This is a genomic window from Alkaliphilus transvaalensis ATCC 700919, from assembly GCF_000621485.1.
GTDB lineage: Bacteria > Bacillota > Clostridia > Peptostreptococcales > Natronincolaceae > Alkaliphilus > Alkaliphilus transvaalensis.
The window spans coordinates 1-15,053 of sequence record NZ_JHYF01000017.1 but is presented as its reverse complement, the minus strand read 5'-3'; the positions used below and the strand labels follow the sequence as shown (position 1 = coordinate 15,053).

16 protein-coding genes are annotated in these 15,053 nt (G+C 34.0%); 14 read left to right on the top strand and 2 right to left on the bottom strand.

Annotated elements, in window-relative coordinates; translation table 11 throughout:
• Positions 1-6 precede the first annotated feature (6 nt).
• Positions 7-1,287 (bottom strand): LysM peptidoglycan-binding domain-containing protein, encoded by a 1,281-nt coding sequence (locus tag T335_RS22585; RefSeq protein ID WP_207640679.1) that lies wholly within the window; start codon positions 1,285-1,287, stop codon positions 7-9.
• Between the two features lie 314 nt (positions 1,288-1,601).
• On the opposite strand from T335_RS22585, the gene T335_RS0112945 reads away from it, so the two are divergent.
• Positions 1,602-2,540, top strand: a complete 939-nt coding sequence (locus T335_RS0112945; protein WP_026477930.1) for a sulfide/dihydroorotate dehydrogenase-like FAD/NAD-binding protein — start codon at positions 1,602-1,604, stop codon at positions 2,538-2,540.
• Positions 2,541-2,553: 13 nt separating this feature from the next.
• The gene (locus T335_RS20700) at positions 2,554-3,477 is read left to right on the top strand and encodes an FAD-dependent oxidoreductase (RefSeq protein WP_084281310.1); all 924 of its coding nucleotides are present in this window, start codon (positions 2,554-2,556) and stop codon (positions 3,475-3,477) included.
• Here the strand turns inward: T335_RS20700 and T335_RS20695 are convergent.
• Positions 3,461-5,044 carry a recombinase family protein gene (locus T335_RS20695; protein WP_051569304.1) on the bottom strand — a complete coding sequence of 528 codons (1,584 nt, stop codon included), beginning with the start codon at positions 5,042-5,044 and terminating at the stop codon, positions 3,461-3,463. The two genes, T335_RS20700 and T335_RS20695, sit on opposite strands and share 17 nt — an antisense overlap.
• 136 nt (positions 5,045-5,180) lie before the next feature.
• Between T335_RS20695 and T335_RS0112930 the strand changes: the two genes are divergently transcribed.
• The 12 genes from T335_RS0112930 to T335_RS0112880 form a co-directional block, all read left to right on the top strand.
• Positions 5,181-7,127, top strand: a complete 1,947-nt coding sequence (locus tag T335_RS0112930) for an ABC-F family ATP-binding cassette domain-containing protein (RefSeq protein WP_026477929.1) — start codon at positions 5,181-5,183, stop codon at positions 7,125-7,127.
• A 246-nt stretch (positions 7,128-7,373) separates the two neighbouring features.
• Positions 7,374-8,627 carry a dicarboxylate/amino acid:cation symporter gene (locus tag T335_RS0112925; RefSeq protein WP_026477928.1) on the top strand — a complete coding sequence of 418 codons (1,254 nt, stop codon included), beginning with the start codon at positions 7,374-7,376 and terminating at the stop codon, positions 8,625-8,627.
• Between the two features lie 220 nt (positions 8,628-8,847).
• Positions 8,848-9,141: a hypothetical protein gene (locus tag T335_RS0112920; RefSeq protein WP_026477927.1), complete on the top strand. Its 294-nt coding sequence runs from the start codon at positions 8,848-8,850 to the stop codon at positions 9,139-9,141.
• 284 nt (positions 9,142-9,425) lie between these two features.
• The gene (locus tag T335_RS0112915; protein WP_026477926.1) at positions 9,426-9,650 is read left to right on the top strand and encodes a DUF6199 family natural product biosynthesis protein; all 225 of its coding nucleotides are present in this window, start codon (positions 9,426-9,428) and stop codon (positions 9,648-9,650) included.
• A 339-nt stretch (positions 9,651-9,989) separates the two neighbouring features.
• Complete coding sequence (locus tag T335_RS0112910; RefSeq protein WP_026477925.1) at positions 9,990-10,454, top strand: hypothetical protein; 465 nt, start codon at positions 9,990-9,992, stop codon at positions 10,452-10,454.
• Between the two features lie 240 nt (positions 10,455-10,694).
• Positions 10,695-11,363 carry a hypothetical protein gene (locus T335_RS20690; RefSeq protein ID WP_051569303.1) on the top strand — a complete coding sequence of 223 codons (669 nt, stop codon included), beginning with the start codon at positions 10,695-10,697 and terminating at the stop codon, positions 11,361-11,363.
• Positions 11,364-11,482: 119 nt separating this feature from the next.
• On the top strand, positions 11,483-11,866 hold the full coding sequence (locus tag T335_RS20685; RefSeq protein ID WP_034328477.1) for a hypothetical protein: 384 nt from the start codon (positions 11,483-11,485) through the stop codon (positions 11,864-11,866).
• 241 nt (positions 11,867-12,107) lie between these two features.
• Positions 12,108-13,373, top strand: coding sequence for a DNA polymerase Y family protein (locus T335_RS0112895; protein WP_034328475.1), 1,266 nt, complete (start codon positions 12,108-12,110; stop codon positions 13,371-13,373).
• 11 nt (positions 13,374-13,384) lie between these two features.
• Positions 13,385-13,648, top strand: coding sequence for a hypothetical protein (locus tag T335_RS0112890; RefSeq protein ID WP_026477923.1), 264 nt, complete (start codon positions 13,385-13,387; stop codon positions 13,646-13,648).
• Positions 13,649-13,720: 72 nt separating this feature from the next.
• Entirely contained in the window at positions 13,721-13,996 is a 276-nt protein-coding gene (locus tag T335_RS22715) for a nucleoside recognition domain-containing protein (RefSeq protein ID WP_242837302.1), read from the top strand.
• Between the two features lie 37 nt (positions 13,997-14,033).
• Complete coding sequence (locus T335_RS20680; protein WP_242837301.1) at positions 14,034-14,663, top strand: hypothetical protein; 630 nt, start codon at positions 14,034-14,036, stop codon at positions 14,661-14,663.
• Positions 14,664-14,773: 110 nt separating this feature from the next.
• On the top strand, positions 14,774-15,053 hold a 280-nt coding region (locus tag T335_RS0112880), incomplete at its 3' end, for a helix-turn-helix domain-containing protein (protein ID WP_026477922.1).

Genomic DNA, 15,053 nt, shown 5'->3' with positions numbered 1-15,053 from the left:
TGTAAACTAGTCATCTCCTCTTTCAGCTGGAACACAAATTACCTGACCAACACGTAAGTTATCTGGGTCAACACCAGGGTTTAATCTTCTAATTGCATCTACAGTTGTGTTATATCTTCTAGCAATATTAAAGAAGGTGTCGCCAGCAACAATTGTATATGCAGCAGAACCTACCGGACATCTTGGCGTAGGTGGAGTTGTTACAGGAATACAAATTACCTGACCAATTTGAAGTCTGTCTGGATCAACAGTGGGGTTAGCTCTTCTAATGGCATCTACAGTTGTGTTGAATCTTTGAGCTAAAGCAAAGAAAGTGTCTCCAGCTCTAATCGTATAAGGTGTTGTACCAGTAGGGCAAGTAGTTGGTGGCGGTGGTGGTGTTGGGCCTACAGGAATACAAATTACCTGACCAATTTGAAGTCTATCTGGATCAACAGTAGGGTTAGCTCTTCTAATGGCATCTACAGTTGTGTTGAATCTTTGAGCTAAAGCAAAGAAAGTGTCTCCAGCTCTAATCGTATAAGGTGTTGTACCAGTAGGGCAAGTAGTTGGTGGCGGCGGTGGTGTTGGGCCTACAGGAATACAAATTACCTGACCAATTTGAAGTCTGTCTGGATCAACAGTAGGATTAGCTCTTCTAATAGCATCTACAGTTGTGTTAAATCTTTGGGCTAAAGCAAAGAAAGTGTCTCCAGCTCTAATAGTATAAGGTGTTGTACCAGTAGGACAAGTAGTTGGTGGTGGTGGCGGAGGAGGAGGGCCTACAGGAATACAAATTACCTGACCAATTAATAAAGCCTCTGGTGGGATACCAGGGTTAGCTCTTCTGATGGCTTCTACAGTAGTATTAAACCTTTGTGCTAAATTAAAGAAAGTATCTCCCCTTTGTACCGTATAAGCTCTTGTTCCTGTTGGACAAGTAACAGGTGGAGTTGCCAATGGAATACAAATAATTTGACCTGGGAATAATCGCATTGGATCTACAGAGGGGTTAGCCATTCTTAAATCATCCACAGAAACTCTAAAGAAAGCAGCAATACTAAAGAACGTATCACCCGCACGGACTGTATAGTAATTTCCTTCTGGACAAGGTGGATAAGCTGGCTGTCTAGGTACACATATTTGTTGACCTACCATTAGCATATTTGGATTAACACCAGGATTAGCTGCAACTAAGGCAGCCACTGTTGTGCCAAATTGGACAGCTATGCGATAAAAAGTATCGCCAGGGCGAATCATATAGGGAACTGTACCCGATGGGCAAGTTCTTAAATGTTGAGAATACATTTATATATCACCTCTCTAATATAGTCTACTTTATCATATTAATTTAACTTAAAGATGGTGCTTAGATCTTTAGGAAATTATTTAATTTTATAAATAATTGTAAAGCGTAAATCTATGATATTTCTTTTGTATTATATAAATTTAAAATTAATGTCACTATTATCATCTATAAAATTTTTGATATATACCTTTCAATGTAATATTACAGTAAATTTTATTAGAAAGTAATGTACCTTCAAAATCTTAGTAACAATATTAACGTAAAAAAATATTCTAATATTAAGGCAATTTATTGATTAGGAAGGAGTGATCCCATGACAATTGAAAGAGACCAGTGTATAGATGCTGGCAGTGAGTACTGTCCATGTTATTTGGCAGAAATGAATTGTTGTATCACTTGCACACGGTTGAAAAATAAAGATTATTGTGACTGTAACTGGAGAGGTGTATGCATTTACCAAGAATATCATTATTTAAATTATAAGAAAAAAGATCCTAGGCAATATCAAGAAGTAAACATCCTTCAGCGAGAAGAAGTTGGAAATAATTTATTAATATTCACACTAAAAACTCCCCATACCTTGGCTAGACAACTAAAACAGCCAGGTTCTTATATTTTTATTAGAAATAGAAATCTAGAACATTATTTTGATATACCTATTTCTATCATGGAAGTTGATGAATCTAATGATTATATTAAAATTGCTGTAGAAATTCACGGAGTCAAGACCCAATCGATTAAAGATATTAACGACACCCTATTGATCAGAGGACCCTACTGGAATGGTTTATTTGGCTTAGAGCATTTAAAAAAGGCAAAAAATCTTAAATGCCTTTTTATTACAAGGGGAGTAGCTCAGGCTCCAGCTATATTGGCTATTAACTATTTAATGAGGAATAACAATGAAGTAGATGTCGTAATTGATCCCGGAAAGGCATATATTAAGTTAATCGAAGAATATACAAAAGCAAACGTAATTGAAGATGGATATGACTTATATAGTCAAGAAGGTAAGGGAATGCTTCGGAAACACTTAACTGACGGAAAATATCAATTGGTTTTTGTTGGTGGCTCAGACTATCTACAGGAAAATCTACTCAAGATTTTTGAAGACTACAATGACCTAAACTTGGTATTAACCAACAATAAAGAAATTTGTTGTGGTGAGGGAATTTGCGGAGCTTGTGTAGTCTATGATGCCGATGGAATACCGATACGTTCCTGTAAAACTCAGATAGTGCACAAAAAATAAAAGGAGGTAAACTATGGCTAAGATTGTAATTATTGGAGGGGGCTGGGCAGGTTGTGCAGCAGCAATTACAGCAAAAAAAGCAGGGGGAGACGTCCATCTTTATGAACGGACAGATATGCTTTTAGGATTAGGAAATGTTGGAGGTATTATGAGAAATAATGGAAGATATACTGCGGCAGAAGAATGCGAACTATTAGGCGCAGGAGAGTTAATTAAAATTACTGATGAATGTGCAAGACATAAAGATTTAGCTTTTCCAGGACACAAACATGCTAGTTTATATGATGTAACAATAATAGAGCCTAAAGTTAGAAAACTATTATTAGATATGGGAATAAATTTGTATCTGCAACATCGAGTGACTGACGTAGAGAAAAAGGGGCAGAGAATAACAGCAATTAAAATTCATCCAGATCAGGTAGTAGAAGGAGATGTCTTCATTGAAACAACCGGATCTACTGGGCCGATGGGAAATTGCTTGAAATATGGTAATGGTTGCGCAATGTGTATTTTAAGATGCCCCTCCTTTGGACCAAGGGTAAGTTTGAGTCATAGGGCAGGGGTAGAAGATATTTTAGGGCAAAGAGCTAGTGGTTCCTACGGAGCTTTTAGTGGCTCTTGTAAATTAAGTAAAGAATCTCTTTCTAAAGAAATAGTCAAGGAATTAAATGAAAAAGGGCTATATATTATTCCTGTTCCAAAAGAAGAGATTAATAATGATAAGCTGGATATGAAGGTGTGCCAACAATATGCCCTAAAGGACTACGCAGAAAATTTAATCTTATTAGATACTGGGCATGCTAAATTGATGGCTCCCTTCTATCCATTAGATAAATTGAGAAAGTTTCCTGGCTTAGAGAATGCTAAGTATGAAGATCCATACGCAGGTGGGTATGCTACAAAAAGACTAACGATAATAACTACTCTTCCTTCTTAAAATTGATAATAAGTTTACCACTATCCCAAAAGACTTTATCAGTATATTTTCTAATTAAATTTTGTTGTTGCTGCTGGGTAAGATTTTCAAGGAAATGATTATTTTTTACCTCATTCCGAAACTCATCCATATTAAACTCTTCTAAATGGTAAGTAAATATATCAACATCTATCTCTTCTAATTTTCTCATGAGGTAATTTATTTTGTTTTTGTATTCTTCTGTTTTTTGATGAATGATACTAATAGGGAAATTCTCATAGATAGATTCTTCTAACAACCTGCTGAGATTTTTTTCTAAAAGTATAATTTCCTGTTTTATTTTTTGTCTTTTACTCTCAAGCTCTGCTGTTTTTGAAGGACCGTATTTTATAAAGTCTCTTATAGAATCATCGTAACTATATTCCCCTTGAATTAAATTCGAGAAAAGATCAAGAATTCTATTGTCTAAGACATCAGTTTTGATATTCTGATTATGACACTGGCAACGATTATTTTTTTTGTTCATACAACGATAGTAGGTAGACTTTTCACCAGTCTGTAGTATTTTAGGTCCATCACCGATCCCCATATAACCACCACAATCGCCACAATAGAGGAGGCCCGTTAATATCCCCCTTCTAGAACGCCGTTTTGGCACGTTTCTTCTTTCTGATAGGGTCTCTTGAACTTTTACAAAAATATTACCTTTTATTAGACCTTGATGTACTTTAGATACGCTAATAATCCATTCTTCAGGAGGATTTTCTTTATTACTATTGGCACTTTTATGATGATAACGAATAATACCAAAACTACCGTCAAACTCTTCAGGGTTAGCATCAATACTACATCCTAGTGATTCGAAGTATTGGTAAGCATCGGTATCAGCTATGGCATAAATGGGGTTATTTAATATTCGTTTAATTTGGCTAAGGGAAAAACTACGATTATTCTTAGTTTTAATACCCTGGCTGTCTAAAATTTTTTTTACTTGATTAATACTGGCATTTTTCTTTAAATATAATTGATATATTTCTTGAACATGACTAGATTCTATTGAATGGTGATTTAATAGGGTAATTTTTTTATTATAGGTATTTACCTTCTCACTACTATAACCATAGGGGACTGTGCCCCCTAACCAATAGCCTTTTTTAGCCAAATCATGCATATTATCTTTAACCCTCTCAGCAATAGTCTCCCGTTCTAGCTGGGCAAAAACAGCTGTAATTAATAGCATAGCTCGACCAATTGGCGTAGTTGTATCAAAATTTTCCTTTACAGAAACAAATCCTATTCCTTTTTCATTTAGCTCTTCTATAAAAGTACAGATATCGATTACGTTTCTAGAGACTCGGTCTAATTTATAAAATATTATATTTTGAAACTTTCCTTGATCTATTTCTTGTAACATCCGCTGAAAGGCTGGACGATTGGTATTACCTCCAGAATAGTCTTCATCGTAGTACTCAATAACCTCCCAGCCTTTCATAAAAGCATAGGCTCTACATCTTTCCAGTTGGTTTTGGATGGACTCCCCTGTATCGGTGGCTTTTGATTTGCGGGCATAGATAGCTGCAACTGTCATATAAAACATCTCCTTACCTATAAGTTACCTTTAACTTATATATATCTAAAAAAACAATTTAACATGTCTATTTTAATATTTTACTTTTTTCGATATAATGATATAAACAAAGATTAAAGATAGGCGGGTAATAGACATGAATTTAGTTACTGTTGAAAATATAAAAAAATCCTATGGAGATAAGATTCTATTTAAAGATGTTACTTTTGGTGTACAAGATCATGATAGAATTGGATTAATTGGTGTTAATGGTACTGGAAAATCTACACTCTTAAAGATTATAGCAGGAATAGTGGAACCTGATGAAGGTAGAAGAATTGCAAATAACCAAGCTAGAATTGAATATTTATCTCAAAATCCTGAATTTGATCAAGAGGCTACTGTGATTCAGCAGGTATTTAAAAGTGATAATCCTACACTACAATTGGTATATCAGTTTCATCAAATAAGTGAAGAATTATCTAAAAATAACGCTGATACGATTCTACAGAAGAAGTTAGCTGAACTCTCTCATCAGATGGAGCTGCAAGGAGGTTGGGAAATAGAGGCAAATGCTAAAGGAGTATTAACAAAACTGGGAATTACTAATTTTAGTACGCCAGTAGGGCAACTTTCAGGTGGACAACGGAAAAGAGTAGCGATGGCAAGGGCTTTAATTCAACCAGTTGATTTATTAATATTAGATGAGCCAACTAACCATATAGACAATGAAACAATAGAATGGTTAGAAGAGTATTTAAAAAAATACAAGGGTGCATTGTTACTGATTACCCATGATCGATATTTTCTTAATCGTGTAGCAAGTCGTATCATTGAATTAGATGGAGGTAGCCTTTATAATTATGAGGGCAATTATGAAGTTTTCTTAGAAAAGAAAGCCGAGCGGGAAGAGGCTGAGTTATCACAGCAAAGAAAGCATTCGGTTCTTTTGAAAAATGAACTAGCATGGCTTCGAAAAGGGGCTAAGGCTAGGACGACAAAGCAGAAGTTTCGGGTACAAAGGGCAGAAGAATTAAAAGAGGTTAAGTTTGGACAGGATGAAGAGAAACTTGATATTGCTATTGGTTCTCAAAGGTTAGGAAAAAAAGTAATGGAGGTTAAGAAAATCAATAAAGTCTTTGGAGACGTAACCATTATTAAAGATTTTGATTATACCTTTACCCCAGGTGATCGAATTGGAATAGTTGGGAAAAATGGTTTTGGTAAGTCTACTTTGCTAAATTTATTGGCAGGTAAGCTTATGCCAGATAGTGGTGAAATAGTGATGGGGCAGACAGTTAAACTTTCCTATTACGACCAAGAAAGTGAAGAAATGGACCTTAGCCAGAGGGTAATTGATTACATTAAAGATGTAGCAGAGTACGTCAAAACACAAGATGGTGGACATATTACAGCTTCACAAATGTTAGAGAGATTTTTGTTTCCATCTAATGTACAGTGGACCCCTATTGCCTCTCTTTCTGGTGGGGAAAAACGTAGATTGTATCTACTAAGAAAATTGATGGAAGAACCGAATATGCTTTTATTAGACGAGCCAACTAATGATCTAGATATCCATACTTTGACTATATTAGAAGACTATTTAGAATATTTTCCAGGTGCTGTAGTTATTGTATCCCATGATCGTTATTTTTTAGATCGAACAGTTGAACATTTATTTGTTTTTGAAGGTGAAGGAAAAATTATAGACTACTATGGAAACTATTCAGACTATGCTGTTTGGAGGCAAGAAAATTTAGTAATTTCACAAAAGCAAGAATCAATTGCTAAGAAATCAATGGAAGAAAGCAATAAGTCAAGTTATAAGACAAATAATAACACAAATAATAACACAAAGCTTAAAAAGCTCTCTTATAAAGATCAAAGAGAATTTGACGAGATCGACAATGTGATAGCTCAACTAGAGGAAAAATTAGATCAAGTTCAAAAGGAAATTGATCTGGGGGGCAGTAACTTTGAGTATCTACAAGAAAAACTTAATGAGCAGGAAGTACTACAATCAAAACTTGATAAAACGATGGAAAGATGGATGGAACTTCAAGAAATGGTGGAAGAAATTGAGAGAAATAAAAAAGAAAGCTAATGCTTTCTATATTAATTCCATTCATAGTTTCTATTTATTTACGCTATAGCAGATAAGTAACAGAGGGGGAATCTCCTCTGTTTTTTAGTATTTGGTTTAACGATATAATTATATTTATTTGTGAATTATGTCTATTTTTTAATAAAATTTAATATTTTATTTGCGTTTTATTAATAACCTGTTATAATATATACAAAGATGTCGAAATAGGACACAATAGATGATAACAATAAAGGGGGACAAAAAATGAAGAAAATGGGATTAACTACCAAGATTTTTATTGGACTTGTCTGTGGTTTGATTACAGGTATTATTCTTAATAAAATTGGACCTAACTATGTAAGTGACACTTTATTAGTTGGAGGGATTTTTGAGTTAGTGGGACAACTATTCTTAAGAGGAATTAACATGCTAGTAGTTCCTTTAGTATTTATTTCTCTTGTTAATGGTGCTGCTTCAATGTCTGATATTAAAAAGCTAGGTAGAGTTGGTTCTAAGGCATTGCTATTTTATTTATTTACTACTGCACTAGCCATAACAATTGCCATCGGTATCGCTAATGTAATTAATCCTGGTATTGGGCTAGATATGTCAAAGTTAGTTACAAGTGAACCTAATATTCAAGCAGCGAAACCTTTTGTACAAGTTGTATATGAAATGGTTCCAACCAACATTATTGCTGCAATGAGTCAAGGAACAATGCTTCAAATTATTGTCTTCGCTCTTTTACTGGGTACTAGCTTAACTGTATTAGGGGATAAAGTCAAAACAATAACTGATATCTTTAATCAATTAAATGATATCGTCATGAAATTAGTTGATTTTATTATGCTACTAGCACCCTATGGTGTATTTGCTCTTATCGCTAGAACCTTTGCAACTTTAGGCTTTGATGCAATGGCTCCACTAGCAAAATATATGTTTGCTGTATTATTAGCGCTGCTACTTCACACCGCCATAACCTATTCTGGGTTACTGATGATCTTTGCTAAACTTAATCCAATTAGATTCTTTAAGAAATTTGCACCAGCAATGGGGGTTGCTTTTTCAACATCTAGTTCCAATGCTACAATCCCAGTTACACTAGAGACTGTTGAAGAAAAAATTGGAGCATCTAAAAATATTGCATCCTTTACCGTCCCATTAGGAGCAACAATTAACATGGATGGAACATCCATTATGCAGGGGGTTGCCACTGTATTTATAGCTCAGTTATACGGAATACCTTTATCAATGAATGCCATATTAACGGTTATTTTAACGGCTACTTTAGCCTCTGTAGGTACTGCAGGTGTACCAGGAGTTGGACTAATTATGTTGTCTATGGTATTAACTGCAGTTGGTCTACCAGTTGAAGGAATCGCTTTAATTATTGGAATTGATAGAATTTTAGATATGACAAGAACAGCTGTAAATATAACTGGAGATGCCATTTGTACGACTATTATTTCAAAGTTAGAGGGAGAATTTGACGAATCAATTTTTAATTCTGATAACTAGATAGTTTTTTAGAATATAAAGAACTTTAGTAGTAAATTATAAGACAGAGGTAAAAGCCTCTGTCTTATTTTGCAATGATAGCTTTATAGATCACTTACCCAAGACTTTAACAATATAAAATTCTATTCCTTTTCCAGTTGTTTCTGTAAAGGAGAAGTGATACAATATTGTAGAGGATAAACTTAGAATCTCACTAAAATTAATAAGGATGGGGGATCCTATGGAAAAAGTTTTGGAGCAAATATTGATGGAATTAAAGGACATAAAAAATGGACAAATAACCATGCAGAACGAAATTAATGAAATCAAGACTGAAATTAAACAAATCAAGACTGAAATTAATGAAATCAAGTTAGATGGGAAGGCAACCAGAGAACAAACCGCCGAATTAATTGAGTTTAGAACTGAAATTAAACAAGATATGTCTGACGTAAAGGATACACTAAGATTTTTAATGTATAAAGAAATTCAAACCGAGAAAGAAATTTTCACTTTAAAGCAAGTACAAAAATGATATTTAATTTAACTTTAGTTATTAACAGTCCATTAGGGCTTTTTTTTTACCTTTAAACAACTTATATATTAATCATAATTTTTTTGATAGATTAAACTTGCTTGTATACTAATCAAAGGTGTTCCTTAATAAATTATTAATCCGTATTTTTTATATAAAGGATATTTATGGTAAAGGTCGAATTAAAATGGTGGTATCTTAGAAAATGAAGTGATTTCTGATAAAACAGGTAAACTGGTGTCCCGTTATTGGATTGAGTTATACTAAATAAAGGAGTGAATGATATGCCAAAAGGAGTAATATTATTTGGAGTAGTAATGATCATGGTTATATTAATCCGAGGATTATTAGATGCTATAAATCCTAAATTTCTATGGAAGATTTCAAAAGGGTGGAAAGCAACGAAAGAACCACCTAACTCATATTTTATTTCAATAAGGATATTTGGTATTGGTTCAGTAATATTAGCTTCTCTTCTTTTTTTACTACCCTATATTATTAAAAGATGACAAATTATAGTTCAATAGATCATTTCAAAAACAGCTAGACTCTTTCTATCTGTTTTCTTATAACAAATAGGGAAGTTCTACTTAAAAATTATATAAAAAAGAACTTTACGTAATGAGTTTCAACATAAACAGATAGCCAATTTAATTGCATTAAATTGTGTAAGTCGCTTAGTTTCTTCATCTAAAGTTATCCTTTGAATCTTCCGAAGGAAGACTTTATTCTTAAAGCAGCATGTCTAAGTTAGGGTCTACTATAATCATCCCACGCATACAATAACAATAATAATACGGATTAAACTGGATTGTTATTACAGTTCTGTGAATTAGGGGGATGAATAGATGCAGGAAATAAAGTTCGGGGATGTCTTTAAAATAAGAACCAAGGCAGGAAAAGGTTACTTTCAGTATGTTAAGGATTTACCAAGTACTCGATGTCAAATAATACGAATACTTCCTGGTGTTTATAGGCTAGGGAAGAGACCAGCGCTAGACTTACTGGTACAAGAAAAGGAACTTTATTTTGTGCATTTTCATATTTTTGACGCCGTTAGAAAAAGACAGGTTAAGTTAGTTGACAACTTTTTAATTCCTGAAGATCTGATTATTCCAAGATATTATCGTACTAAACATATCCTGCAAGAAGAATTAATCTGTTGGCAAATTTTAAATATCGAGAACCAAAAGTCTCGTCCTGTAATGAAATTATCAAATAAAGAAAAAAAGTTATCACCTGCAGATATCTGGAGCAGTCAAATCCTCTCAGAAAGGATTGCTGAAGGCTGGTTGCCTGAAAATTGGCATTAAATTATATGACAAAAGACAGCGATTTATATTTATTGTGTTATTAGCTAATTTTTCGGACAAAATATATATTATCCGCTCCTTTTCCTATTCTCTATGGAACTTCTATGGAGAAAATTATGTTTTAAATATCCTATAAGCCAAAATAATATATACTTCATTGGCTTCCTCTTTCATATGATCCGGTATGATATAATAACTTACGCTAGCCATTACTTAAAAAACGAGAAAGGGAGGTTTAGAATGGAAGAAAGGGTTACTTCCTTAGTTAATAGGGGGCTATTTCTCGAAAAGCAGTTTGCTCAAAATCGGTGTTTTGGAAATCCAAAGGCTGGGCTTTTTCAATATAAAGAAGGTAGTATCCCTGTGGTGGTATCAGCACCTCATACAGTTAGGCAAATTAGAAATGGCACTCATAAAAAGGCCGATATGTTTACTGGCAGTCTTGCAATTCTTCTTCATGAGCTAACTAACTGTCATGTTATTTATAGAACCTATACTGGAAGGGGAGATGCTAATCGAGACATCGATTGCCCCTATAAAGCTCATTTAATAAAAAGAATTGAAGAAAATGAAATCTCCTATTTAATTGACCTTCATGGGATGAGGGAGGATCGAAATTTTGATATAGATGTAGGAACTTTAAATGGAAAATCGACAAACTGGAATTTAGAAAGGATTATTTTAGATAGCTTTAATAATTTTGGAATAACAGATGTGAGATTTGACTATTTGTTTGATGCCGACAAGAAGGGAACTGTTACCAATACCATTTGGAATGAAATTGCTATTCCTTCTTTTCAAATAGAAATTAACGGAATCTATCGCAATATAAAACTAAAAAAAAATTATTATAACTTTTATAGGTTGGTTTCTAGCCTGGAATATTTAATATTAAGCCTAAGGGGTTAAATCCAAATACAAGTTTAACTAAAGTTCAACTACATTTCATAACCTTTAGCTGGCTATTTTAATACTATATGGAGATACTAATGTAGAATTTAAAATACCGTTAGTTATGGAGGGATAAGATGAAGGTAGAGGGATTTTTTAGAACCTTAAAAGGTGCTAATGACGCAATTTCAGCCCTTAAATCTAAAGGAATTGATAAAGCTTTTTTAGATTTAAAGGATGACTATATGGTAGAGCAGAACATTCATAGAAATATAGCAGGAACAGAAGAAGCAACCAGTTTATCGGACTTAGTAATGCATTCAGGCAATATTGTATATGAGGATGTTACCAAGGCTCCCATCGGTGCCGCAAACCCTATGGTGAGTGGGATTGCAGGTTTTGAAGAAATTACTGACTATAATTTTAAAATTGTAGCAGAAGTAGAAGAACAAAATCAACACGCTGCTAAACATATTATTAGCCAAATGGGTGGAGAAACAGAAGATCCTAATATTCATTAGATGCTAAAGATGCTAAAAGTTGAGTTTAATAATATAACACCTTTTACAGATTGATATATTCCCTTTTATGGTAGCCCGTTTAAATAATAAAAACGGTTTACTATGAGGCGGAGCATATACGTTAGAAGGTGTTTTTTTATTTCCTTTTTTTGTTTTTAGAACATATGTTCTAATTTTTATAAAATGGTGGTATAATAGATAAAGAACATACGTTCTAAAATTAGATAGGGTAGGGATGACAATGGAAGATCAACAAAGACAAAGAACCATTATGCATATAGATGTTAACTCTGCCTATTTATCATGGCAAGCAGTTTACGAACTTCAGCAAGGAAGTAATCGAGACTTAAGAAATATACCATCGGTAATTGGAGGGTCTATATCAGAAAGACGAGGAATTGTATTGGCTAAAAGTATTCCTGCTAAAAGTTTTGGAATTGCAACAGGAGAGGTGTTATTCGAAACTAGGAGAAAATGTCCCGATATCGTGGTGGTACCTCCAAACTATAGCTTATACATGAAATGCAGTAATGCACTATTTCAATTACTAAAGGAACATTTCCCATCGATCCAACGCTTTTCCATCGATGAATTTTTTCTTGACTATACGGGAATGGAGCCCCATTACGGAGATCCAATAGAAACAGCCCATAAGGTAAAGGAAAGAGTAAAAAAAGAGCTTGGTTTTACAGTAAATATAGGCATTGGATTTAATAAGCTAACGGCCAAAATGGCAGGAGAGCTAAAAAAACCTGACCTCGTTCATACCTTGTGGAAGCATGAAATAAAAGATAAAATGTGGCCCTTACCAGTAGGCGAACTATTTATGGTAGGAAGAAAAACGAAGAAGAAGCTACAAGATTTAAACATTTATACAATAGGGGACTTAGCTACAGCTGATTTAAAACTACTACAAGGAAAATTAAAGTCCTTCGGTTATCTAATATGGTGCTACGCCAATGGAATAGAAGATTCATTAATACAAAATGAAAATGATATAGCTATGAAGGGATTGGGAAACAGTAGCACCATTAGATTTGATGTGGAAGATAGACAAACAGCCTATAAAATTCTTCTTTCTTTAACAGAAACGGTAGCTCTAAGATTACGGGATGCAAACTATAGTTGTAGTTTAGTTTCAGTTTCTATTAGAAATGCAGAACTACTTTCATATTCCCATCAACGGAAGCTTTTTTCTCCCACTAATGTAACTAATGAAATTTACAAAACAGTAAAGGAACTATTTGATGAATGTTGGAAGGGAGAAAAAATCCGACATCTTGGAGTACGAGTCGGCGAACTAACTAATGGAGAAGTAATCCAACTTTCATTTTTTGATGAAAAAAACAAAACAAAGTACCAAGCCTTAGACCAAGTGATCGATCACCTAAGGAATAAATATGGGAAGCCTTCCGTCATAAGGGGAATCTTTACTGATGGTGAAATTGTTCCCCTTTTGGGGGGCGTTGGAGAAGAAGAATATCCTATGATGAGTAGTATACTTTAAGGAGTGAGGACATGAAACTTTTAAGAAAACCAATAGAAATGGTGGCATGGTTTGACTATGAAGGGAATACCACACCGGTAAAATTTAGGTTATTAAATGAATTGGAAGAAAATACTGTAATTAAAATAAATCGAATTATAAAGAAAGAACTAGATAAGTTTGCAGGTAATAAAATGATAAAATATACCTGTGAAAGCTGTATTAATGGGGATGTAAAACTACTAGAACTTAGATACGAGCTTGATACATGTCGTTGGTATCTTTACAAAATGTAATGCAGCTGCCTACCTATTGTGCTATAATATGAAAATGTATGTAACATCAAGTACAATTAAAGGAGGCCATAAATGACTACAATAATAGATTTAATTATAAAATCAGGAGAGTCTGGGGTAAATTTAACTATATATCTACTACTACCAGTGATGGTGGTAATGATGGCTTTAATGAGAACCCTAGAAGAAAAGGGTGTGCTGGCTAAAATTGCCCTATTAATGGCACCTTTATTATCCCCCTTCGGATTGCCTGGACTAGGGGTATTTGCAATGATCCAAATACTGCTAGTAAGCTTTGCAGCACCGATCTCAACCTTTAAAATTATTGAACAAGACCAAAATATCTGATGCTATGAGGGCAGCTACACTGGCGACAATATTAGTAATGTCTCAAGCAAATGCCACTTTTCCATTGGCAGTAGTAGGGTTAAATCTACCCATAACAATACTAACTTCTATTTTAGGAGGTTTATTATCTGGTTTTATTGCTTTTAAATTGATGTCTAATGAAGATACAACTGCTGCAACAGCAGAGGAAGAAGAATTGAAAGAGGAAGCTCAACCTAAAACAAAACGAAGCTTTATTCAATCCCTTTTTGCAGGGGGAGAGGAAGGTCTGCAAATAGCTTTAAAATCTATTCCTCCATTGATCTTATCAATATTTATGGTAAATGTTTTAAGAGAAACAGGAGTAATTCTTTTAGTAGAAAGATTGATGTCTCCTATATTAGTAAGAGTCGGGATTCCTGGGGTAGCTGTACTACCAATTGTAACGAAGTATTTGGCAGGTGGAACAGCAATGATGGCGATAACAATGGAATTAATTAGTGAAGGAGCCCTTTCCGTAGTAGAACTTAATCGAATAGCAGGTTTTGCCACCAACCCCTTTGATCCTGTTGGGATAGCCCTTCTAGTCTCTGTAGGCCCACGAATGGGAAAAGTAGTAAGACCAGCTATTATCGCTGCCTTAGTAGGAATTGTATTTAGAGGAATACTTCATATAATTATATTTTAAACCCAAATTTTTATTAATTAAAATGCACCTAGTTAGTGGTTAAATGATATGCTCCCTATTAGGTAGACAGATTAAAAAATAAAATCTGTTTATCTAAGGGGAGTATATTTATGTCCAAAACAAAAAGTTATTCAGCTGATGAGAAATACGAAATTCTAAAATCATACGATGATGGATTGATGACTGGAAATGAGATTCTTTCAAAATTTGGAGTCCACAACAGGACCATTCAAGATTGGCGATATATGTTTAATACTTATGGAATAGAAGGGTTAAAAGCATCAAAAACATGGAATAGGTATTCGCAAGAATTAAAGGAAAGCGCTGTTAAAGATTATTTATCTGGAAAATATTCTTTAAGGGAAATAACTAGAAAATATGAAATACCTA

Coding starts and splice junctions, on each gene's coding strand:
- T335_RS22585 (WP_207640679.1), bottom strand. CDS start 1,287: ATGTATTCTCAACATTTAAGAACTTGCCCATCGGGTACAGTTCCCTAT.
- T335_RS0112915 (WP_026477926.1), top strand. CDS start 9,426: ATGCCAAAAGGAGTAATATTATTTGGAGTAGTAATGATCATGGTTATA.
- T335_RS20685 (WP_034328477.1), top strand. CDS start 11,483: ATGAAGGTAGAGGGATTTTTTAGAACCTTAAAAGGTGCTAATGACGCA.
- T335_RS0112895 (WP_034328475.1), top strand. CDS start 12,108: ATGGAAGATCAACAAAGACAAAGAACCATTATGCATATAGATGTTAAC.
- T335_RS20680 (WP_242837301.1), top strand. CDS start 14,034: ATGTCTCAAGCAAATGCCACTTTTCCATTGGCAGTAGTAGGGTTAAAT.
- T335_RS0112890 (WP_026477923.1), top strand. CDS start 13,385: ATGAAACTTTTAAGAAAACCAATAGAAATGGTGGCATGGTTTGACTAT.
- T335_RS20700 (WP_084281310.1), top strand. CDS start 2,554: ATGGCTAAGATTGTAATTATTGGAGGGGGCTGGGCAGGTTGTGCAGCA.
- T335_RS0112920 (WP_026477927.1), top strand. CDS start 8,848: ATGGAAAAAGTTTTGGAGCAAATATTGATGGAATTAAAGGACATAAAA.
- T335_RS0112925 (WP_026477928.1), top strand. CDS start 7,374: ATGAAGAAAATGGGATTAACTACCAAGATTTTTATTGGACTTGTCTGT.
- T335_RS20690 (WP_051569303.1), top strand. CDS start 10,695: ATGGAAGAAAGGGTTACTTCCTTAGTTAATAGGGGGCTATTTCTCGAA.
- T335_RS0112945 (WP_026477930.1), top strand. CDS start 1,602: ATGACAATTGAAAGAGACCAGTGTATAGATGCTGGCAGTGAGTACTGT.
- T335_RS22715 (WP_242837302.1), top strand. CDS start 13,721: ATGACTACAATAATAGATTTAATTATAAAATCAGGAGAGTCTGGGGTA.
- T335_RS20695 (WP_051569304.1), bottom strand. CDS start 5,044: ATGACAGTTGCAGCTATCTATGCCCGCAAATCAAAAGCCACCGATACA.
- T335_RS0112910 (WP_026477925.1), top strand. CDS start 9,990: ATGCAGGAAATAAAGTTCGGGGATGTCTTTAAAATAAGAACCAAGGCA.
- T335_RS0112930 (WP_026477929.1), top strand. CDS start 5,181: ATGAATTTAGTTACTGTTGAAAATATAAAAAAATCCTATGGAGATAAG.